Origin of the sequence: Oricola indica, from assembly GCF_019966595.1 — a bacterium.
Taxonomy (GTDB): domain Bacteria; phylum Pseudomonadota; class Alphaproteobacteria; order Rhizobiales; family Rhizobiaceae; genus Oricola; species Oricola indica.
On the sequence record NZ_JAINFJ010000004.1, the window covers coordinates 246,852 to 265,784 of the forward strand.

The 18,933-nt window shown below is 63.7% G+C and carries 20 protein-coding genes; 11 read left to right on the plus strand and 9 right to left on the minus strand.

Annotated elements, in window-relative coordinates; translation table 11 throughout:
• Positions 1-49 precede the first annotated feature (49 nt).
• The 4 genes from LC343_RS12830 to LC343_RS12845 all read left to right on the plus strand — a co-directional run bounded on the left by LC343_RS12830 (position 50) and on the right by LC343_RS12845 (position 5,415).
• Positions 50-640 (plus strand): DsbE family thiol:disulfide interchange protein, encoded by a 591-nt coding sequence (locus tag LC343_RS12830; protein WP_223477535.1) that lies wholly within the window; start codon positions 50-52, stop codon positions 638-640.
• A 155-nt stretch (positions 641-795) separates the two neighbouring features.
• Positions 796-1,302 (plus strand): GNAT family N-acetyltransferase, encoded by a 507-nt coding sequence (locus LC343_RS12835; protein ID WP_223477536.1) that lies wholly within the window; start codon positions 796-798, stop codon positions 1,300-1,302.
• 167 nt (positions 1,303-1,469) lie between these two features.
• Positions 1,470-4,055 carry a hypothetical protein gene (locus LC343_RS12840; RefSeq protein WP_223477537.1) on the plus strand — a complete coding sequence of 862 codons (2,586 nt, stop codon included), beginning with the start codon at positions 1,470-1,472 and terminating at the stop codon, positions 4,053-4,055.
• Between the two features lie 19 nt (positions 4,056-4,074).
• Complete coding sequence (locus LC343_RS12845) at positions 4,075-5,415, plus strand: WSC domain-containing protein (protein WP_223477538.1); 1,341 nt, start codon at positions 4,075-4,077, stop codon at positions 5,413-5,415.
• 10 nt (positions 5,416-5,425) lie between these two features.
• Here the strand turns inward: LC343_RS12845 and LC343_RS12850 are convergent, their stop codons facing one another.
• Complete coding sequence (locus LC343_RS12850; RefSeq protein ID WP_223477539.1) at positions 5,426-6,058, minus strand: hypothetical protein; 633 nt, start codon at positions 6,056-6,058, stop codon at positions 5,426-5,428.
• 139 nt (positions 6,059-6,197) lie between these two features.
• Here LC343_RS12850 and ppa point away from each other — a divergent pair, with 139 nt between their 5' ends.
• Positions 6,198-6,734, plus strand: coding sequence for an inorganic diphosphatase (gene ppa, locus LC343_RS12855; protein ID WP_223477540.1), 537 nt, complete (start codon positions 6,198-6,200; stop codon positions 6,732-6,734).
• Positions 6,735-6,741: 7 nt separating this feature from the next.
• On the opposite strand, the gene LC343_RS12860 is transcribed toward ppa, so the two are convergent.
• Both LC343_RS12860 and LC343_RS12865 read right to left on the minus strand, forming a co-directional pair.
• On the minus strand, positions 6,742-7,065 hold the full coding sequence (locus LC343_RS12860) for a DUF167 family protein (RefSeq protein WP_223477541.1): 324 nt from the start codon (positions 7,063-7,065) through the stop codon (positions 6,742-6,744).
• The gene (locus LC343_RS12865; RefSeq protein ID WP_223477542.1) at positions 7,065-7,358 is read right to left on the minus strand and encodes a YggT family protein; all 294 of its coding nucleotides are present in this window, start codon (positions 7,356-7,358) and stop codon (positions 7,065-7,067) included. The genes LC343_RS12860 and LC343_RS12865 overlap by 1 nt, the downstream gene beginning before the upstream one ends.
• A 142-nt stretch (positions 7,359-7,500) precedes the next feature.
• Between LC343_RS12865 and LC343_RS12870 the strand changes: the two genes are divergently transcribed.
• Positions 7,501-8,745 carry an MFS transporter gene (locus tag LC343_RS12870; RefSeq protein ID WP_223477543.1) on the plus strand — a complete coding sequence of 415 codons (1,245 nt, stop codon included), beginning with the start codon at positions 7,501-7,503 and terminating at the stop codon, positions 8,743-8,745.
• 98 nt (positions 8,746-8,843) lie between these two features.
• On the opposite strand, the gene LC343_RS12875 is transcribed toward LC343_RS12870, so the two are convergent.
• The 6 genes from LC343_RS12875 to hemC form a co-directional block, all read right to left on the minus strand.
• Entirely contained in the window at positions 8,844-9,584 is a 741-nt protein-coding gene (locus LC343_RS12875; RefSeq protein WP_223477544.1) for a glutamine amidotransferase, read from the minus strand.
• On the minus strand, positions 9,581-10,066 hold the full coding sequence (locus LC343_RS12880) for a tellurite resistance TerB family protein (protein WP_223477711.1): 486 nt from the start codon (positions 10,064-10,066) through the stop codon (positions 9,581-9,583). The genes LC343_RS12875 and LC343_RS12880 overlap by 4 nt, the downstream gene beginning before the upstream one ends.
• A gap of 53 nt (positions 10,067-10,119) precedes the next feature.
• The gene (locus tag LC343_RS12885; RefSeq protein WP_223477545.1) at positions 10,120-11,844 is read right to left on the minus strand and encodes a heme biosynthesis protein HemY; all 1,725 of its coding nucleotides are present in this window, start codon (positions 11,842-11,844) and stop codon (positions 10,120-10,122) included.
• A 12-nt stretch (positions 11,845-11,856) separates the two neighbouring features.
• On the minus strand, positions 11,857-13,338 hold the full coding sequence (locus tag LC343_RS12890) for a COG4223 family protein (protein ID WP_223477546.1): 1,482 nt from the start codon (positions 13,336-13,338) through the stop codon (positions 11,857-11,859).
• 73 nt (positions 13,339-13,411) lie between these two features.
• On the minus strand, positions 13,412-14,167 hold the full coding sequence (locus tag LC343_RS12895; protein WP_338018588.1) for a uroporphyrinogen-III synthase: 756 nt from the start codon (positions 14,165-14,167) through the stop codon (positions 13,412-13,414).
• On the minus strand, positions 14,158-15,102 hold the full coding sequence (hemC, locus tag LC343_RS12900) for a hydroxymethylbilane synthase (protein ID WP_428982550.1): 945 nt from the start codon (positions 15,100-15,102) through the stop codon (positions 14,158-14,160). Before hemC ends, LC343_RS12895 begins: the two co-directional genes overlap by 10 nt.
• Before the next feature lie 103 nt (positions 15,103-15,205).
• Here hemC and tsaD point away from each other — a divergent pair, with 103 nt between their 5' ends.
• From tsaD to LC343_RS12925, 5 genes are read left to right on the plus strand one after another with little or no spacing between them, the layout of a single operon-like run.
• The gene (tsaD, locus tag LC343_RS12905) at positions 15,206-16,288 is read left to right on the plus strand and encodes a tRNA (adenosine(37)-N6)-threonylcarbamoyltransferase complex transferase subunit TsaD (protein ID WP_223477549.1); all 1,083 of its coding nucleotides are present in this window, start codon (positions 15,206-15,208) and stop codon (positions 16,286-16,288) included.
• Complete coding sequence (locus LC343_RS12910; protein WP_223477550.1) at positions 16,285-17,280, plus strand: NAD(P)H-dependent glycerol-3-phosphate dehydrogenase; 996 nt, start codon at positions 16,285-16,287, stop codon at positions 17,278-17,280. Before tsaD ends, LC343_RS12910 begins: the two co-directional genes overlap by 4 nt.
• Positions 17,281-17,338: 58 nt before the next feature.
• Positions 17,339-17,770: an EVE domain-containing protein gene (locus LC343_RS12915; protein WP_223477551.1), complete on the plus strand. Its 432-nt coding sequence runs from the start codon at positions 17,339-17,341 to the stop codon at positions 17,768-17,770.
• A gap of 12 nt (positions 17,771-17,782) precedes the next feature.
• Positions 17,783-18,451 carry a class I SAM-dependent methyltransferase gene (locus LC343_RS12920; RefSeq protein WP_223477552.1) on the plus strand — a complete coding sequence of 223 codons (669 nt, stop codon included), beginning with the start codon at positions 17,783-17,785 and terminating at the stop codon, positions 18,449-18,451.
• Positions 18,452-18,509: 58 nt separating this feature from the next.
• Complete coding sequence (locus tag LC343_RS12925) at positions 18,510-18,911, plus strand: DUF1761 domain-containing protein (RefSeq protein WP_223477553.1); 402 nt, start codon at positions 18,510-18,512, stop codon at positions 18,909-18,911.
• Positions 18,912-18,933: the final 22 nt, after the last annotated feature.

Genomic DNA, 18,933 nt, shown 5'->3' on the forward strand with positions numbered 1-18,933 from the left:
CAACGGCCGAACCCTATATGAGGCGCGGACGACAATTTCGGAAAAAGCCATGAGCGAGACGACAAGCGACACCAAGGCAAGGAAAAAGACCAATCTTGCCGTCTTCATTCCCTTCGCCGCCTTCGCGGCGCTGGCCGTGGTCTTCGCTGTTTTGATGTTCCGGCCCGGCCGCGACATCACGGAAGTGCCGTCCATGCTGATCGGCAAGACCGCGCCCGAAATCGCCCTGCCCGCAATCGAAGGACTGACCGGGCCCGACGGCGCGCCAACGCCCGCATTCGATCCGGCGCAGTTCGGCGGAAAGCCGGTGCTGGTCAATGTGTGGGCCTCGTGGTGCGTGCCTTGCCGGCAGGAGCATCCGCTGCTGATGGCGCTGGCCGAGCAGGCAGGCGTCACCGTCGCCGGGCTGAACTACAAGGACAAGACCGAGAACGCGCTCGGTTTCCTGGGCAGGCTCGGCAATCCATACGCGTTTGCCGGCGCCGACAATTCCGGACGCGCTGCAATCGAATGGGGCGTCTACGGCGTACCGGAAAGCTTTGTCGTCGGCACGGACGGCACCATCCTCTACAAGCACACGGGCCCGCTCACGCCAGAGGCGATCGAGACCGAAATCCTGCCGCGCATGACCGGCGAATGACTCGCTCAACGGCGCTCGCGAATGCCGTCCCCATGCGAATTCCTGCCGTCTGAAACGCAACGTTAGTGGATAACCGGATCAGGGTGTGAATAGACGGTAACATTCGCCGTTTGCGACTTGCCGCCCAGAATCCGTTAACGCATTCTTGCGCGGCCATGTCCCAATTAACCGTTGAAATCCGGCCCGCCTCGGAACGTGACGCCGCCCAGATCGCCGATGTCCATGCGATCGCGTGGCGTGGCGCCTATGCCGGCCTCATACCGCACAAATCGTTGCAGACGATGATCGCGCGGCGCCATGCCGGCTGGTGGAAACGGGCGATCGGTCGCGGCACATCGGTCATGGTGGTCGATTTCGGCGGAGCCATCGCCGGCTACTGCACTTTCGGGCTGAACCGTGCCCGCGCCCTGCCGCAGGATGGCGAGGTCTACGAACTCTACATACTGCCCGAATACCAAGGGATCGGCATCGGCACCCGGCTGTTTTCCGCCGCCCGCGCCAGCCTCCGGGATCTGGGATGCGACGGCCTCGTCGTCTGGGCGCTGGAAGACAACGCCATGGCGGTGAACTTCTATCTCGGCCATGACGGCAAGGATGTCGCCCAGGGTTACGAGACCTTCGAGGGCAAGGCGCTGCGCAAGCTTGCCTTCGTCTGGAAGTAAGTCACTTCTTTCCAAAAAGCCGAAATTTCTTCCCTGACGTCAAGTACTTTGACGCCTGTCAATGTCGGGAATCTTTTACTTCCTAGGCTTTCCCTACCCAAGGGTCACCGACGCTAGAGGACCGCGCGCGAGAACCACGGGGCATGGCGGTCCGGGAGGAATTATCGATGTCCGTCAAAGCCGTTTTGAGTTTCGTAAAGGCGAGGCGCACGCTTTTCGTGGCGTCGCTGGCCACCGCACTTTTCACACCATCGGCGAATGCCGAGGTCAGCGCCGGGATGAGCCGCGATCTAGATGCCTACAGGGCGCCGTATGACTCTTCGGCACCGCAGGGCTATTCGCTGTGCGACATAGTCGGTATCGGCATCGCCGGATCAAATGACCATGTCTATGTCTGGTACCGAAACGGGATGGTAAGTTCCGGATCGACTGGCGATCTTGCCCGTTACCGGTCGCCGCAACCTTACAGCATGCCGCAGGGCCGGTCGCCCGCCGACATCGTGGCGATGGCCGTCGCGGGATCGAACGATTGGGTCTACACGTGGTACCGGGACGGATCGATGAGCGCCGGATCGAGCACGGACCTTGCCAGCTATCGCCCGCCACGACCATACAGCCTGCCACCTGGCAAGACACCTCAATCGGTGGTCGGAATCGGCATCGCCGGATCAAACGATCGCGTCTTCGTCTGGTATGACAACGGGACGGTCAGTTCGGGAACATCGACCGATCTGGACGCCGCGACACCGCCGCAGGCGGTCGACAATGCGCAAGGATTCACGACCCCGCAGATCATCGATATCGCAATCGCCGGGTCCAACGATCACGTCTACACATGGTACGGCAACTGCGCTCTGCCGGGCGGCGTGGTCGCCAAGACGCTACCGCAGGTCGGTCAACCCTCGCCCGAAGAGACCTCCAAACCGCATTTCGACGTGATTCCGGATGCGGTCATCGTTCCGCAAGCCGGACAATCAGGACCCGCAAAGCCCGATCTGACGCTGATTCCGAAGGCGCTCGAGGCATTGAGGAAGCCACAATTCCAGATCATTCCCGACGCCGTGATCGCGCCGGAGGCGCAGCAGGCGGAAAAGAAACCGAAATTCGAGATCATTCCTGATGCCGCGATAACCAAACCGAGCGCGCCCCAGATCGATGTATCGCAGTGGAAGAACCGACTGGCGGACGTTACGCAAAGCGGATTGTCCGTGCTCAACGACAGCATGGATCAACTCGATGCGCTGACCGGACAAAGCGCGACACTGCGCATCAAGGAAGCGCCAGGCGGATTGCGTCCTCCGATTCTGGATGGACCAGACCTGATCGACAATCTGCAAAAGAACAAGGCGCTTGCGATCAGCGAGGATTTCCTGGCCTCGGCCGCCCCCGGCCTCGGTCAGGCCAAGCCCGACATGAACGCGGTCAGCGCCAAGCCGCAGGTCACCGACCTTCTCGTTTTTCCGGAAGCCGAGGCGCTGCAACCCGGCGGTTATGTCGTGATAAAGGGAACCGGCTTCGGGGATGAAGCGGGCCGGGTCTTTATGCGCTACGAGTCGGGCTCGGGAGAACTGACAGAGTCGCGCCTGTCTCACGATGTCGAACTCGAACCGGTCAACGACTCCTGGGCCGCAGCCTGGCACGATACGGTGATTGTGGTTCGCGTGCCGGACGATCTGCCAGGCCAGATGCTCGGCGGCGCTCGCAATGCGGAACTGGCGCTCGTAAAGCCAAACGGCGCACAGGTTAAACTGTCCGTCCTGCTGCATGCCAGCAGCGCCCCGGTCATCGCGTCCGTGACAAGCAGCGGCGGAGAAATCGGCTGCTGCTGCCCGATCGGCACGGAAACGTGGTCGCGACTTCCAGAAAGTCACAACTATGTCTACTGGCCGGCCCCCGGCCGCCTCGACACGCCGCATTGCGGCCTCGACAAGAAACCCTGGCTGCAGCCGGGCAGTAAAATCGTGATCGCGGGCAAGCGGTTCGGGGAGATACTGAACGGCAAGCTGCCAGGTACGCTGGCGCTTGAATTCCCCGACGAGTCGCGTCCGGCCGGCATCAGCGTGAAACTCGATGTGACGAAATGGTCATCCACTTCCATAGAGGCACGAGTCGTCAGTTCCTCGATCAAGGGGTATTTCGCGACCCATCCGGCCTGGATCAACCTGCATGTCGGAGACGACTATGCCAATGCCGAACCCGTCGCATTCGGTCCCGAGATGTCCTACAAATGGGTCTCCGGCTACGAATGGCTCAAACTCGATTGGGACAGTCTGGGCGAGAAGATCGAGACGCCGAACGGCAAGGCCATGCTGGTGACGCATGTGCCCGATTGTGGAACATTCGATGATGACGGCGAGAAGGGCTACGACCAGTTCTTCGACGATGCGGCGCATGCCTATCCCGACGACGCACAGGTGACATGGTTCCGCTTCGAGCAGATCGACCCGACCCACCCCGTCGATGAATGGGACGTGTTCGGGATCGGCGTCGACGACCTCGCCTCGGTCATTCTCGACCCGTCGAGTCTGATAAGATTGGGCGCGGAACTGCTTATCAAGGCGTTTACCCTTGCGGGAGAAGGCGGATATCACGCCTACCCGTTCTTCTTCGGCAACCAAGGCATGCTGATGGGTCCGGAGAACTCCTTCTCGATCCGCTGGGAAACATCCTGCGAGATCGGCGATGGCAAGCCGATCGTCTATACGACCTCCTTCCTTTTGGAAGGTCCTCCCGCTGCGCTCGCCAAATACTAGGTGGAAAGGAGACCGGTCCATGAAGCTCAACCCGTCCATCCGGTTCGCGTTCCTGGCCACGCTGGCATTCTCGATACCGGGCGCTGCGGCGCAGGCGCAAGACGATACCGTCTCGGTTGCGGACCGCGGGTGCCACGCCGATAACGCCACGGCTTCAGGCGCGCGCGACCTGGATGGCGGCTTCACGGAAGACACCGCCATGACCGTCACCATGTGTCTCGAATACTGCTTTGCGGAGGGGTATCGCTTCGCCGGCCTGCAGGCCGGGACCGAGTGTCACTGCGGGACCGACTACGGGCGTTTCGACGGGAACGCCGTATGCGACACGCCATGCGCGGGAGACGCCTCGCAGCAATGCGGCGGTTCGGCCGCGAACCATGTCTACGAGTTCCTGACAGGCAACGCACCTGACGCGGCCTCGCAGTCTCCAGCGGTGCCCAAGACGCCAACGGGCGCACCCGACCGCATAGAGCGGACAGCGGCAGTTATTGCGGTCGGCAAGTGGCCGGAGGGCCTTGCGCATGATGGCGAAAGCCTGTGGGTGGCCGAAAGCGGCGCGCGCCGGGTCGCCCGTCTCGACACCGAGACACGGACGGTCGCAGAGCGTATCCGGGTCGGCCGCTTGCCCGTCGGCATGGCCGCCTCGCCAGATGGAGAGATCTTCGCCGCGGTCGCGACCGACAAGACCATCTGGCGCTCCGGCAATGGTGGCGGTACGCTCGCGCAGCTGCAGGACTATCCGCAGGCAATTGCCGCCAGCCCGAACGCAATCCACGTCCTCACCTGGATCGGCGGGTCATCGAGCAAAACTGCGGTCGTGCGCATCGATCGTACAACAGGTGAAAAGACGCGCTCCCCGGTGTTGCCGAAGAACGGTTTCGATATCGCCGCCACGGACGCGACGATCTGGACACTGCATCGGCTGGACGGGGAAAACCGGTCGCAGCTTGTCGGCCTGGACGCCGACACGCTCATCGTCACGCATCAGACCACGTTCGACGGCTACGCCTACATGCTGTCCACGAGCGAAGACGGCCTGTTCGCCGCAGGCGGGGAGTACGGCGTATCGGGACTGATCGTGGCGTTCGATCCCGCAACTGGCGTGGAACGACGCCGAAACAGCGACATCGGTTTCCTCGCCGCCCTGACGGCGGATTCCGGCCATGTCGTCGCCATCGATCGCGCCGGCGAAATAGCTGTCTTTTCCGCGGATCTCGGCCTGCTGCGGACGATCTCCACATCCTTCGGCGGTTTTGAGCCGCGGAGCGTTCTCCTTGTCGAGAACGACATCTATGTCTCGACGCATCGCGGTGCGGGAGAAAACGGTTCCGTCCTCGCGATCGATGACTGGACGCCGTGACAGAAACCCGTCAGGGGTTGTCGAGTATTCCGAAATAACGGCTCGGAAAACCCGTAAAAGGGCCGGGATCGCCGTGATACTGCGGCTCGTCCGTGCGGCAGGTAAAGCTCTCCACGAGCGTATCGGCGATGCGGCGTGCCATCTCGTTGGCATCGGCATTCTGCAAGGCATCGACATAGCCGACGATGCAGGCATCTCCGACGCGCGGCTGGCCTACCTTCGAAACCACCAGCACCTGTCCCTGATGGCGAACATCCGGCGCGCCGGTCTCGGGATTGGGATTATCGACGAACCATCGCAGGATCGTGGCGAAGGGAATACCGTCGCGCAACCGCCATTCGACCGTGTCGTTGACGTGGTTGAAGCTCGTGAAGCTCTCCCAGGCACCGGACGCGTACCAGTCGCCGACATAGCCGAAGAACAGCGACTGGCGCAGATCGCCTTCCGAATAGAGAATGCCGTAGCCGCCATGGCCGGCGCAGGACAGCCACGCTTCCGCCTCCTCGACCGGCAGTTCGACGCATCGATTGTCGAAGTCGAGCGCCGTGTAGATGCTAACGATCTCACCGTCCGCGCGCACCGCCTGTGGCATTGAAGTGCAGAGGCAGATCGCAAGGGCAAGGGCGGAAATCCGGTGTCGCATTGCCTAAAGTCTCCATTGCGGCGCAGAATGCCATCGGCGAAGGAAACGGGCAATGTGGCGCAGGCGATCCGGCGCCGGTGATGTTGCACCGCACACAAAAAGCCGGTATCAGCCGCGGAAATCGAAGGAGTAGAATCGGATGCGTATCGAAGCCATCGCCATCGGCAGCAATCCGCCCGAGGATGTCAATGTCATCATCGAGGTTCCGGTCGGCGGCCAGCCGATCAAGTACGAAATGGACAAGGATGCCGGTGTGCTGGTCGTCGACCGCTTTCTCTACACGCCGATGACCTATCCGGGAAATTACGGTTTCGTGCCGCACACCCTGTCCGACGACGGCGATCCGATCGACGTGCTCGTCTGCAACACGCGGCCGCTGATTCCCGGCTGCGTCATCAATGTGCGCCCCATCGGCGTCATGCTGATGGAGGACAATTCCGGTCAGGACGAGAAGATCATCGCCGTGCCGACGCATGCACTGACCAAGCGCTACGACAGCGTGAAGGACTATGACGACATGCCGGATATCACGCTCAAGCAGATCGAACACTTCTTCGAGCACTACAAGGATCTGGAACCCGGCAAGTGGGTGAAGATCGGCGGCTGGCAGAATGCCGAGGTCGCAAAGCGCCTGATCATGGAAGCCGTCGACCGCGCGAAGTCGGCGAAAGCCTGAACAGGCGTCAGCTTTCGGGCGCCGGCACGAATTCGGCCAGCGCCTGCTCCATATCCCGGGCTTCGACACGGATCGTCTTGTCGCGTGCCGTTTCGCCGGCGATGACGGTGAATGCCGATTTCGGTTGACCGAGCGCCTTCGCGAGCAGAGCCGTCACCGCCTTGTTCGCCTTGCCTTTCTCGGGTTGCGCCGCGACGCGCACGCGCAAGCGCGCCTGCCCGTCATCGCGCATTTCGATGCCCTCGACAGCGTTGCGCGAGGCATTCGGCGTCACCCGCAGGAAGAGATCGTAATGGCTCTCGCCCCGGCGAACGAACCCCGGAAGCGCCATCAGATGATGGCGGGGGCAAGCACGTTGATGATGATGCGTTCGATGAAGAAGATCGCCACGAACAGCACGATCGGCGAAATATCGATACCGCCGAGATCCGGGATGATGTTGCGGATCGGCCTCAGCAAGGGCTCCGTCGCCTTGTAGAGGAACTCGCCAATCATCGCGACGAACCGGTTGGAGTTGTTCACGACGTTGAACGCGTACAGCCACGAAAAGATGACCATGGCGATCACGATCCATTTGTATATGCCGATCGCGAAGAGAAGCGTTTGAATGATCGTCAGGCCCACGCGCGGTCTCCCTTGTCTAGCCGAAGGTTCACTTAGGCGTTCGCACACGCCGCTGCAAGGCAAAGCGGATGCGGCCAATGTCCCGAAGGGGTACATTTTCTCCTTTGCCAAAGCGCGGCAAAGCCAATAACGGTGGCTGGCCATGTCCGCAGACTCCCCCGAAACGATCAGTCACCGCAGATTCGCCGCTTTCGCGCATCCGGCATTCGTGCGCTACTGGTCGGCGCGTTTCCTCACCACCTTTGCGGTGCAGATCGTCGCCGTATCGGTTGGCTGGCAGGTCTACGACCTGACCCGCGATCCGATGGATCTCGGCATTATCGGTCTCGTCCAGTTCCTGCCGCTGCTGCTTCTCGTGCTCGTGACCGGCACTGTCGCCGATCGTTACGGCCGCCGGCTCGTGATGGGCGCGGCGACAGGCCTCGAGCTTTTATGTGCCGGCGCGATTCTGTTCTTTTCGATTCGCGGCCTGACAAACCCGCTGCCGGTCTTCATCGCCCTGGTGGGCATGGGTACGGCGCGCGCATTTTACGGGCCGGCTTCGCAGTCGCTGGTCGTCAATCTCGTGCCGAAGGTGGATTTCGCAAACGCCGTGGCCTGGAACGCCTCTTCATGGCAGGTGGCGAGCATCGTCGGCCCGGTGGCGGGCGGCCTGCTTTACGGCGTCGGCGCCAATGTCGCCTATTCGGTGGCCGTCTGCCTGTTCGCCGCGTCGGCGATTCTTGTCGCGCTGATCCCGAAGCCTCCGGCGCGCGACGAGGTGAAGAAAGTCACGTTCTCGTCGCTGTTCGACGGGCTGCGTTTCATCCGCAAGGAAAAGGTCGTGCTCGGCGCGATCTCGCTCGATCTGTTCGCCGTTCTTCTCGGCGGCGCGGTGGCGTTGTTGCCGGCCTATGCACGCGACATCCTGCATCTCGGGCCGTGGGGACTTGGCCTGCTGCGCGCCGCGCCGGGGATCGGCGCGATCGCCATGGCCGCCTATCTGGCCGCGTCGCCGATCAACAATCATGCCGGCCGCATTCTGCTCGTCTTCGTCGCCCTGTTCGGCCTTTTTACCGCGATCTTCGGCATGTCGACCATCGCCTGGCTGTCCATTGTCGCGCTGATACTGGTCGGCGCGACCGACATGGTGAGCGTCTACATCCGCGAGACCCTGCTGCAGCTTTGGACGCCGGACGACGTGCGCGGCCGCGTCAACGCGGTCAACATGGTGTTTCTCGGCGCTTCGAACGAGTTGGGGGAATTCCGCGCCGGCTTCATGGCCGCATGGATCGGCATCGTGCCGGCAGTGGTTCTGGGTGGTTTCGGCGCCATCGCGATTGCCGGCACCTGGGCGATCCTGTTCCCGAAATTGCGCGACGCGCGCTACCTGCACCGACAGGGCTAGAGCATTTCAGATTGCAATGGAATCACAATGCGCGGCCTCTCGCCTCTGGCGCGAACGGGCACTCCGATGCTGATGTTTCAATCCAAACCCGAATTGCACTAAGCGGAGCGCTTGCGTATCGCGCCGGCCCCTTCTCCCCCCTGCACGAAGACAAGATCGAGAAAAGACTGCAGCCATGCGAGGACCGGTCGGTCATAGAGAAGCCGCCCCTGCAAATGGTCTCGCCCGACCTGCGATCCCGGCAGCGTGAAACGATGCGCGCCGCGCGTCACCCAGCGCTGCATCATCACCTGCGTCAGTTCGGCGTGAAACTGCACGCCCCAGGCATTCTCGCCATATCGGAACGCCTGGTTCTCGTAGGTATCGCCCTCGGCGAGGCGGACCGCGCCCGACGGCAGTGAAAAGCCCTCGCGGTGAAACTGGTAGATCATGTCCGGCCAGTCCATCAGCGCCGCGCCCGCCTCGGTCGGGCGCAAGGGATACCAGCCGATCTCGACCAGGCCGTCCTGTCGGCCTTCGACGCGGCCGCCCAGATGATTGACCAGCATCTGCGCGCCGAGACAGATGCCGAGAAGCGGCTTGTTCTCTGCAAGCGGCACGGCCATCCAGTCCGTCTCGACGCGGACATGGTCGGCCTCGTCATTCGCGCTCATCGGGCCGCCGAACACCACCGCGCCGGAATGCGCTTCCATCGTGTCCGGCAACGGATCGCCGAGCGGCGGCCTGCGGATATCGAGCGGGAAACCCATGCGTTCAAGTTGCTGGCCGACGCGTCCCGGAGACGACGTCTCCTGGTGCAGGACGATCAGGATCGGCTTCGGGCCCGGAGCGGAGATCATGCCTGCGCGTCGCCCTCCCCGGTGGCGCGTGCCTGTACAGCCTGACGCAAAAGAACGCGGTCGCGCCCGTCGACGCCAAGCAGTTCCGAGACCCGCCAGACCAGATTGTCCTCCAGCTCGTGGTTCTCGCCGTCCGAATAGACGATTTCCCACAACAGCTCGATGAACCCGACCCGCTCCTCGGCGGACAGGCTGCGCATCAGGACGCTGGTAAACTGGTAGAGATCGACCGCCTCGCTGTCGGCGGCACGCGCTGCCGCGACCAGCTTCGAAAGCGTTTCTTCGTCCAGCGAATAGGTTTCGCTGAGCACTTCGCCCAGCCGGTCCATCTCCGCTTCCGTGTAAACCCCGTCGGCGCCGATCACGTGATACATAAGCGCTGCGGCGGCAAGCCTCGGATCGTCTTGGGAAAAGGCGTCACCGCCCTCATCGTCCGGCTGCAGGTTCAGCGTCTTCAGGAAAGTCGCGATCTTTTCAAACATGTCCATCCACCTTGTCCGGGGAAAGTGTCAGTTTGCCCCGTGCGGTGCAACATTCAAAAAAGTCGAAAACGCCGTGAAGGTTCCTCCGATTGGGCATCGGGATCGATTCCCGGATCGTCCGGGATCGGCGGACGGGTCTCTTCCGTGTCGGATTCAGGCTCCACGTTACCGGCCGGTTCCGGCTTCTCGGATACGGACGCTTCTTCCTTTTCGGGCTCTTCCTGGTCCACCGGCTCGGTCTCTTTCGTCTCGGCGGGCTCCTCGTCCGGTGTTTCCGTTTCGGGTTCTTCCTTTGTCACCGGCGCTTCGACGGCTTCGGCCTCGATAACGGGCCCCGGTTCCTCGGCGACCGCCGCCTCGTCGACCAAGTCCCCCTCACCCGCGGTCTCGGCGATTTCGGCGTCCTCCGCTTGATCGGGTGCTTCCGTCGGCGGCGCGACGGGGATGCCGCGCACCATCGGGTCGAGGTCGTTCTCGACAACGGGGCCGAGGCGTTCCACCGGCACCTTCCATTCGAAGGCGTCGAGCCGGCCACTGATCGGGGAAACGGGGGCCCATTCCTCCGAAACATAGCCGTCTGCCGTCCATGCCGGGTCGCGCGGGGCGCGAACCGCCCGCGCAAGCCATTCGCGCACCTTGCCCTGGTCGCCGGTGTCGGCGTCCTCGATATCGGCCATCAGCATGAAGGCGCCCTCGCGCGGTTCGTTGCGCAGCACGAGAGCGATGGCCTTGCGGGCGTCTTCATATTCGCCGGCTTCCAGCGCCATCTGCGCCAGGATCAGGCTGGAATCGGTATTGTTCGGTTTCAACTTCTGCAGCCGCTGAGCCCGCTTGTAGCGGTCGAGCGACGAATCGCCCGGGCGCGCATTGACATGGGCGAGTGCGATTTCGGGATGCGGCGCCTTGCGCCACGTTGCCTCGAGGATATGGACGCCCCGGCGCAGCTCGTTGAGCCGGAAGCAGGCCTGCGCGGCGGCAACTGCGGCCGGAGCGAATTCCGGCGCGAGGCGATGCGCCTCCATCGCGGCCGTCTTGGCCTTCGCGGAGTCCTTCTCGATATTGTCGCGGGCAAGCGCGGTCAGCAGGACGGCGCGCTTGCGCTTGGCCTCATCCGTCTCGACCTGTTTGGCCTTCTTCTGGCTTTCCAGCAGCGCGATCGCGCCATCCCAGTCGCCGGCGGCGGTCTTGAGTTCGAGGGCCGCCGTCCCAGCCCATCGAAGATGCGGCGCGAGTTCGGCGGCTTTCTCGGCGTAATGCTTCGCCGCTGCGCGGTCACCGAGGCGCTTGGCCTCCATGTAGAGGCCGCGCAGGCCGAGAATGCGAACCTCGGGATCCTCCAGCATCGCCTCGAACTTGCCGCGCGCCTCGTCGTGATGCCCTTCGGCGATACTGGCCTGGGCGTCGAGGAGCTGAAGCAGCGGCTCGGTCGTCGAACTGAGAAGACCGTTCGCCTGCTTGAGCATCTTGCGCGCGGTCACGGCATCGCCCGCGCCCGCGGCGATGATCCCCGTCGAGAGCGATTGATACCCCCGGTCACGGCGGCGCGCACGGAAGAATCGCTGCATGCGCTGCGGCGACGTCAATACGATCTTGAAAACCCACCAGACGAGCATGACAGCGACAATCGCGGCTGCAACCGCCACGGCGGCGACCATCAGCGACAGCGTGATTTCGCGTCCGGCAACGGTCACCATGATGGTGCCGGGCGTATCCGCGATCACGGCGAAACCGAGCCCCAGAACGGCGACGGCGGCGATGAAGAAAAGTACACGCAACATGGTTCGCGGCTCCTATTCGCTCGCCGGCGCTTCGCCGGCCTTCATCGCGCCGCTCAGCACCCGGCTGATCAGCGTGTCGAGTTCGCGCCGCGCCTTCACGTCGGCGATGAAGTCCGCCGAGGCTTGCTGCGAGGCTTCCGGCAGGCTGTCCCATTCGGTCACCACCCGATCGAAATTCCCCTGCTGCAGGGCGACCTCCATGCGTGCGGCGATTTCGCCCGGCTTGTCGCCCGCGACTTCGCCAACCGGACGGATCTGCACGAGGGATCGCGCGCTGGCGGATAGCCGGTCGAGTATGCCCGCATTGGACCCGACCCCGCTCTGCGCCGCGACGATGGCATTCGCGACCGCCGGGAAACGCTCCGTCAGCTGCGCCTGTGTCGGCACGCCGGAGGCCGCATAATCGCGCAGCGCCGCGATGCTTTGCGCATCGTCACTCACGGCCGCATAGGCCTCCAGTTCATTCATGAAGCCGCCGCCGCGATCCGCGGCCGATTTCAGCGCCGAAGCGGCGATGGCCGCGGCGACACGGCTGCCGGCGCCCGCCTCGATATCGGTCTCGACGCCGGAAATCCGGTCTCCCAATGCCGCCAACGACGACCGCGCCTCGGCAAGTCCGGCCGAAAGCGTTTCGATTTCGCTGCGAAGATCCGCGACGCCATCGGAGGCGGATTGGGCCGCCTGCATCGCGTCCGCCACCTCTCCGCGAAGTGCCGTATCGGCTTCACCGGCGGTATCATCCGAAGGTGCGGCATCGAGCGTGGCGACTTTCCCGGAGAGATCCGACAGGGTTGCCTCGATTGCGTCGGCGCGTTCGGACAACGCTTCAAGCCCGGCATTCTCGCCCGCGCCGCCGGAAGAGACGGCCTGGTTGAGCGATGCGACCCGATCGCCAAGCGAAGCAAATTGTTCCTGCAATCCGGCGAGCGCCTCTCCATTGGCCGTCGCGGCCGTTTCCGCGGATTCGACCCGTTCTTCAAGATCGGCAGGCACAGCAGGCGCCGCGCCTTTCACGGCTTCCAGTTCGGACGACAGGGCATCGATTTGGCCCTGCAGAGGCGTAAGATCGACCGGCTCGGCGCTGCGCATGGACGGCAGGACGCCGGCCCATTGCAATCCGCCCGCAAGCAGAAGCGCAACCAGTCCGCCGATCACACCGCCGCCGATCGCCCTGAAACGTCCACCACCACCTGATGGCGATGACGGCAGGGGCTCCGGATCGGGCGACGGACCTTCTCCGCCTTCGATCGCCTCGCGTGCGGCTTCATCGGCCTTCGATTTCGGCATAACGGTCTCGGGCGAAGCTTCAGCGGGTTTCCCGTCCCCGGACATCTGCCTGTCGGTCGTTCCGGTCGCGTTCTCGAAAGCGACCGGCTCCGCCGGCGGCGCTTCTCCGCCGGTTTCGGACTCGGTTTTGACTTCGCTTGCTTCGAGATCGATCGTCACGGGCTTGCGGGTCGGTTTGCTGCGCCGGCTCTTCGGCTTTTGAACCATCGGAGGTCTCCTGCGGGGCTGCTGACGACTGTCTTAGCATGCCTTTCGCAAAGCAAAAGCGCCTGATTGAAATTCAGGCGCCCGACGACGGCACTGTCGCACGCAAGGCTTCCAATAGAGCGTGTTCGTTAGGCGCGGTAGCAACCATCACGCGGGGCCTGAAAGTGTCAGGCAAGGCATCAGCGACACGCGCCGAAATCGCGATAAATCGAGTATTTTCAAATAGATCTTCGGTTTTTGTCGAAACCGCATCGGCGAATGCGCGTGCCGATAGCGCGGAATGAAACAGGATGGCGTCCGGCCTGCGGTGCGACAAGGCGTCGGTCAATAAATAAGTCATACGACTGACTATTTTGCTCGAATAGACGATCGCGAGCCCCCCCTCGAAGCCGCTCCCGACCAGCTTGTGCTCAAGGTCGCCGGTACGCACCTTTCCGCAAAGATAGACAAAGCGGGCGCTGACTGGCTCCGCCCTGGAAACGAGCGACACGAGGTCGTCCACCGCGCCGTCGGCGGAGCGGACGTGAACGAAACCCCGCGCCAAGGCTTCGGCGCGCGTGGCGTCGCCGACCGCATAGACCGGCTTGTCCGCAAGGGCCGCAAGAAGCGGCTCGGGTAGAAAACGAAACGCGTTGGCGCTGGTCGCAACGACGAAATCCGCACGCTCGATATCGCCCGGATCGATTTCCGGATCGAACGCGACGATCTCGGTCAACGGAAGAACGAGGAAATTGTATCCCGCATCAGCCAGCGCGGCGGCGGTCTTGTCCGCGCCCGGCTGCGGGCGGGTGATCCAGACGAGGGGAGCGCCGGATCCGCTCACGACCACGAGGCGAAGAAACCGTCGCCCGCTTCAAGGCGCAGATGCCGCCCCGCAGCGCGGCCGATATCGGCGGCCTGGCTCATCGGGCCGTCCTTCGCGATCTCGTGCGCCTGCGTACCGTCGGGGGTCAGGATCATGCCGCGAAAGGCGATCCCGCTTTCGGTCACGAGGGCGAGCCCTGCGATCGGCGTTCGGCAGGAACCATCGAGTTCCGCGAGAAACGCCCGCTCGCAGGCAAGCGCTGTCGCCGTCGGTTCATGGTTGAGAGGCTCGACCAGCGCGTCGGTGCGAGGATCGCCTGCGCGAGCCTCTATGCAGATCGCACCCTGCCCCGGTGCGGGCAGGAAGACATCGGGGTGCATCAGATCGGTGATGATGTGTTCCATGCCGAGCCGGCGCAGCCCGGCATTGGCGAGCAGCGTCGCATCCGCGACGCCTTCCTCGAGCTTGCGCAGCCGCGTTTGCACATTGCCGCGAAACTGAACAACCGAAAGATCTGGCCGAATCCGCCGGATCATCGCCTGCCGGCGCAATGACGAGGAACCGACCACCGCGCCCTCCGGCATATCCGCCAGCGATTTCGCCTTGTTCGAGATAAAGGCGTCGCGCGGGTCCTCACGGTCGAGAAAAGCGGTAATGGCGAGCCCTTCGGGCAGCACGGTCGGCATGTCCTTCGAGGAATGCACGGCGAGATCGATCCGACCGTCGCGAAGCTGTTCCTCCAGTTCCAGGGTAAAAAGCCCCTTGCCGCCGACTTCCGAGAGAGGTCTGTCCTGAATGCGGTCGCCAGCCGTCGAGATGACGCAGACCTCGATCATGTCGGGCGCGATGGCGTGCGCGTCGACCAGTCGGTCACGAACCTCGTGCGCCTGCGCGAGCGCGAGCGGGCTGCCGCGCGTGCCGATCCTGATTTTTTCCGCTGCCGCCATGATTGTTTGCAAGCCCGCCGTTCCGTGATACCCGAAGCCGGACAGGTAACCCCAATTCCGCGCATCGGCAACCGCACCCAATGACGCGGCGTTTCAGAAAGCGGCGCCGACCTCCATGACCACTGTGCTTGGCATCGAAACGAGCTGCGACGAGACCGCCGCTGCGGTGGTGCGCCGCGCCGCGCCGGACGCACCGGCGGAAATCCTCTCCAACACGGTCTACAGCCAGATCGCCGACCATGCCGCCTATGGCGGGGTTGTGCCGGAGATCGCGGCGCGGGCCCATGTCGAGGGACTGGACGCGATCATCGCGCGCGCCATGGCAGAAGCGGGAACTGGTTTCGACGAGATCGACGCCGTCGCGGTGACCGCGGGTCCCGGCTTGATCGGCGGGCTGATGGTCGGCGTCATGACGGCGCGGGCGATCTGCTCGGCACGCAACCTGCCGCTGATCGGCATCAACCATCTCGAAGGCCACGCCCTCACGCCGCGCCTGACCGACGACCTCGATTTTCCTTATCTCCTGCTGCTCGTTTCGGGCGGGCACACGCAGATCCTGCTGGTCAATGCGCTGGGAGATTATCGCCGCTGGGGCACGACCATCGACGATGCGCTGGGCGAAGCCTTCGACAAGACCGCCAAGCTTCTGGGCCTGCCCTATCCCGGTGGACCGGCGGTCGAACGCGAAGCCGCGAAAGGCGATCCGAAACGCTTCGCCTTCCCGCGGCCGATGAAGGGCGAGGAGCGGCTCGATTTTTCCTTTTCCGGCCTCAAGACAGCCGTACGGCGCGAAGCAACCGCGCTTGCACCATTGACCGAGACGGATATCGCCGATCTCTGCGCCTCGTTCCAGACCGCCGTCACCGATACGCTCGCCGATCGGATCGGACGGGCATTCGCGCTCTACCGCGCAGAGTTCGGCGACGGACCGGCGGCGCTGGTCGTCGCGGGCGGGGTTGCCGCCAATGCCGCGATCCGGACAAGGCTGGGCGATCTCTGTGCCACCAATGATTTCAAACTGCACGCGCCGCCGCTCAATCTCTGTTCCGACAACGCCGTGATGATCGCCTGGGCCGGTCTCGAACGGTTCGAGGCCGGCGAAACCGGCAATCGTGATGTCGCGCCGCGTTCGCGCTGGCCACTGGACCCGTCGGCGGAAGCGCTCATCGGCGGCGGTCGCCGGGGAGCGAAGGCATGAAAAGCGCTCCGACGGAAAGCCGCATCGCCGTGCTCGGCGCGGGCGCATGGGGCACCGCGCTTGCCGCTTCCTTCGCCCGCGCGGGACGCGACTGCCTGCTCTGGGCGCGCGCTGACGACTCCGTCGCCGCAATCAACAGCCAACATCGCAATCCACGCTATCTGGGCGATATCGCCTTGCCGGAAACTCTGCGCGCAACAGGAAACATGGCCGAAGCGCTGGACGGCGCGGGCGTGATCCTACTCGCCGTGCCAGCGCAGACGCTTCGCGATTTCCTTGCGGACACGCTCGGATCGACGGCCCCCCGATCGGTTTTCGTGTCGACCGCAAAGGGGATCGACCGCGAGACCAGTCACACCATGTCGGAGATCATCGACGATGTCGCGGGACGGGACCGCTCCGCCGTATTGTCCGGCCCCAGTTTCGCCGCCGACGTCGCGGCGGGCCTACCCACTGCGGTAACGGTCGCCGCCCACGATCTCGAAACGGCGAAGGCACTGGCGGAAGTCTTGTCGAGCAAAACGCTGCGTTGTTACGCCTCCGACGACCTGATGGGGGTCGAACTGGGCGGTGCGCTGAAGAACGTGCTGGCGATCGCCGCCGGCATCGTCCACGGCGCCAATCTGGGCGCCAGCGCCGTCGCCGCCCTGACGACGCGGGGATTCGCTGAATTGCAGCGCGTCGCGGATGCGCTCGGCGCGAAACCCGACACGCTGGCCGGCCTGTCGGGCCTCGGCGACCTGATCCTTTCCTGCGGATCCGAGAAGTCGCGCAACTTCGCCTATGGCGCGGCGCTTGCCCGCGGCGAGGATCTATCGAACCGGCCGCTTGCCGAAGGCGTCTTTACCGCGTCGGTGGCGGCGAGGTTGGCGCACGGACACGACCTCGACGCGCCGATCATCTCGGCCATCGACGCCATTCTCGCCGGCAATCTGACCGTCGAAGCGGCCATGTCCGAACTGATGTCACGGCCGCTCAAGACCGAGACTTGACCGCGCCGCCGTGTTCGCTAGCAAGGGCGCAGCACAAATTCCGGTCCGGAGACGTTTCATGGCGAATTACTGGTTGTTCAAATCCGAGCCCTTCAAGTTTTCCTGGCAGATGCTGAAAGACAAGGGCGAGGCCGGCGAGGAGTGGGACGGCATCCGCAACTACCAGGCGCGCAACAACATGCGCGCCATGAAACTCGGCGACAAGGGCTTCTTCTACCACTCGAACGAGGGGCTTGAGGTGGTCGGCATCGCCGAGGTCTGTAACGAGATCCACCCGGATTCGACCACCGACGACCCGCGATGGGAGTGCGTCGACCTCAAGGCGGTGTGCGACATGCCGAAGCCGGTGACGCTGAAGGACGTGAAAGCCAACCCGAAACTCGCGGAGATGTCGCTGGTGACCTCGATGCGCCTGTCCGTCCAGCCCGTGACCGAGGCCGAGTGGATCGAGGTCTGCCGCATGGGCGGGCTCGACAATCCGCCGAAATAGCGGGCTGATCCGATGAACGGCGACAAGGCCGGCTTCATCCGCGCCAACACCGCCATCATGACGCCGCCGCATGTGCCGGAAATCCACCTGCACATCGCCGACGAGGCGCACGACCTTTGGCACAAGACGGAGGAGGAACTGGCGCAGATCGGCCTGCCGCCGCCCTTCTGGGCTTTCGCATGGGCCGGCGGGCAGGGCCTGGCGCGCTATGTTCTCGACAATCCCGCATGCGTGCAAAACCGTCGGGTGCTCGACTTCGCGACCGGCTCCGGCCTCGTCGCCATCGCGGCGGCGTTGGCCGGCGCGAAATCCGTGACCGCCGCCGACATCGACCCGTTCTGCGAAACCGCCGTAACGCTCAATACGGCGCTGAACGGTGTCGATATCGCCTGTGAGGACCGCGATCTCGTTGGCAGCCCATTGCCGCAGATCGAGACAGTGCTCGCCGGTGACGTGTTCTTCGACCGGGAGATGAGCTCCCTCCTCATCCCGTGGTTTTCAACGCTCGCCGACAGCGGCACGGAGATCCTGATCGGCGATCCCGGCCGCGCCTACCTGCCGCGCGAAAATCTCACCCTTCTCGCCGACTATGCCGTACCGGTGACGCGGGCGCTGGAGGATGCAGAGGTGAAGCGCACATGTGTATGGCGATTCGGAACCGTAGCGCGCCCGGCTGCTTGAGTTTTCCCGTGCCGCGGTGTTTCCTCTCCACGGGAGTGATTTAGGGGAGGGAAAACTCATGTCATTTGGCGGCGCGAACTACATCGCGATCCTCGTCGCGGCGGTCGCGGCCTATCTGGCCGGCGCGATCTATTATGGCTGGATGGGCAAGACGTGGATGAAAGCGGCGCGAATCGATCCGGCCGACGCCAAGATGTCGCTGCCGCTCATGGTCGTCGGCTTCGTCTGTGAATTGATCATGGCGTGGGTCATGGCCGGCGTCATCGGCCATTTCGGTGACGTCAGCATAAAAACCGGCCTGATTTCCGGATTCCTGCTGTGGCTTGGATTCATGGCCACCACACTGACCGTCAACCAGCGTTATCAGGGTTTTGGATGGGATCTCAGCCTGATCGACGGCCTGCACTGGCTGATCGTTGCGCTGCTGATGGGCGGCATTCTCGGCGCCTTCGGCGTCTAGTGCAATTCAGGTCTTTGTTAAA

Excerpts from the sequence above, each read along its gene's own strand:
- LC343_RS12830 (WP_223477535.1), top strand. The coding sequence starts at position 50 with ATGAGCGAGACGACAAGCGACACCAAGGCAAGGAAAAAGACCAATCTT.
- LC343_RS12835 (WP_223477536.1), top strand. The coding sequence starts at position 796 with ATGTCCCAATTAACCGTTGAAATCCGGCCCGCCTCGGAACGTGACGCC.
- LC343_RS12840 (WP_223477537.1), top strand. The coding sequence starts at position 1,470 with ATGTCCGTCAAAGCCGTTTTGAGTTTCGTAAAGGCGAGGCGCACGCTT.
- LC343_RS12845 (WP_223477538.1), top strand. The coding sequence starts at position 4,075 with ATGAAGCTCAACCCGTCCATCCGGTTCGCGTTCCTGGCCACGCTGGCA.
- LC343_RS12850 (WP_223477539.1), bottom strand. The coding sequence starts at position 6,058 with ATGCGACACCGGATTTCCGCCCTTGCCCTTGCGATCTGCCTCTGCACT.
- ppa (WP_223477540.1), top strand. The coding sequence starts at position 6,198 with ATGCGTATCGAAGCCATCGCCATCGGCAGCAATCCGCCCGAGGATGTC.
- LC343_RS12860 (WP_223477541.1), bottom strand. The coding sequence starts at position 7,065 with ATGGCGCTTCCGGGGTTCGTTCGCCGGGGCGAGAGCCATTACGATCTC.
- LC343_RS12870 (WP_223477543.1), top strand. The coding sequence starts at position 7,501 with ATGTCCGCAGACTCCCCCGAAACGATCAGTCACCGCAGATTCGCCGCT.
- LC343_RS12875 (WP_223477544.1), bottom strand. The coding sequence starts at position 9,584 with ATGATCTCCGCTCCGGGCCCGAAGCCGATCCTGATCGTCCTGCACCAG.
- LC343_RS12880 (WP_223477711.1), bottom strand. The coding sequence starts at position 10,066 with ATGTTTGAAAAGATCGCGACTTTCCTGAAGACGCTGAACCTGCAGCCG.
- LC343_RS12885 (WP_223477545.1), bottom strand. The coding sequence starts at position 11,844 with ATGTTGCGTGTACTTTTCTTCATCGCCGCCGTCGCCGTTCTGGGGCTC.
- LC343_RS12890 (WP_223477546.1), bottom strand. The coding sequence starts at position 13,338 with ATGGTTCAAAAGCCGAAGAGCCGGCGCAGCAAACCGACCCGCAAGCCC.
- tsaD (WP_223477549.1), top strand. The coding sequence starts at position 15,206 with ATGACCACTGTGCTTGGCATCGAAACGAGCTGCGACGAGACCGCCGCT.
- LC343_RS12910 (WP_223477550.1), top strand. The coding sequence starts at position 16,285 with ATGAAAAGCGCTCCGACGGAAAGCCGCATCGCCGTGCTCGGCGCGGGC.
- LC343_RS12915 (WP_223477551.1), top strand. The coding sequence starts at position 17,339 with ATGGCGAATTACTGGTTGTTCAAATCCGAGCCCTTCAAGTTTTCCTGG.
- LC343_RS12920 (WP_223477552.1), top strand. The coding sequence starts at position 17,783 with ATGAACGGCGACAAGGCCGGCTTCATCCGCGCCAACACCGCCATCATG.
- LC343_RS12925 (WP_223477553.1), top strand. The coding sequence starts at position 18,510 with ATGTCATTTGGCGGCGCGAACTACATCGCGATCCTCGTCGCGGCGGTC.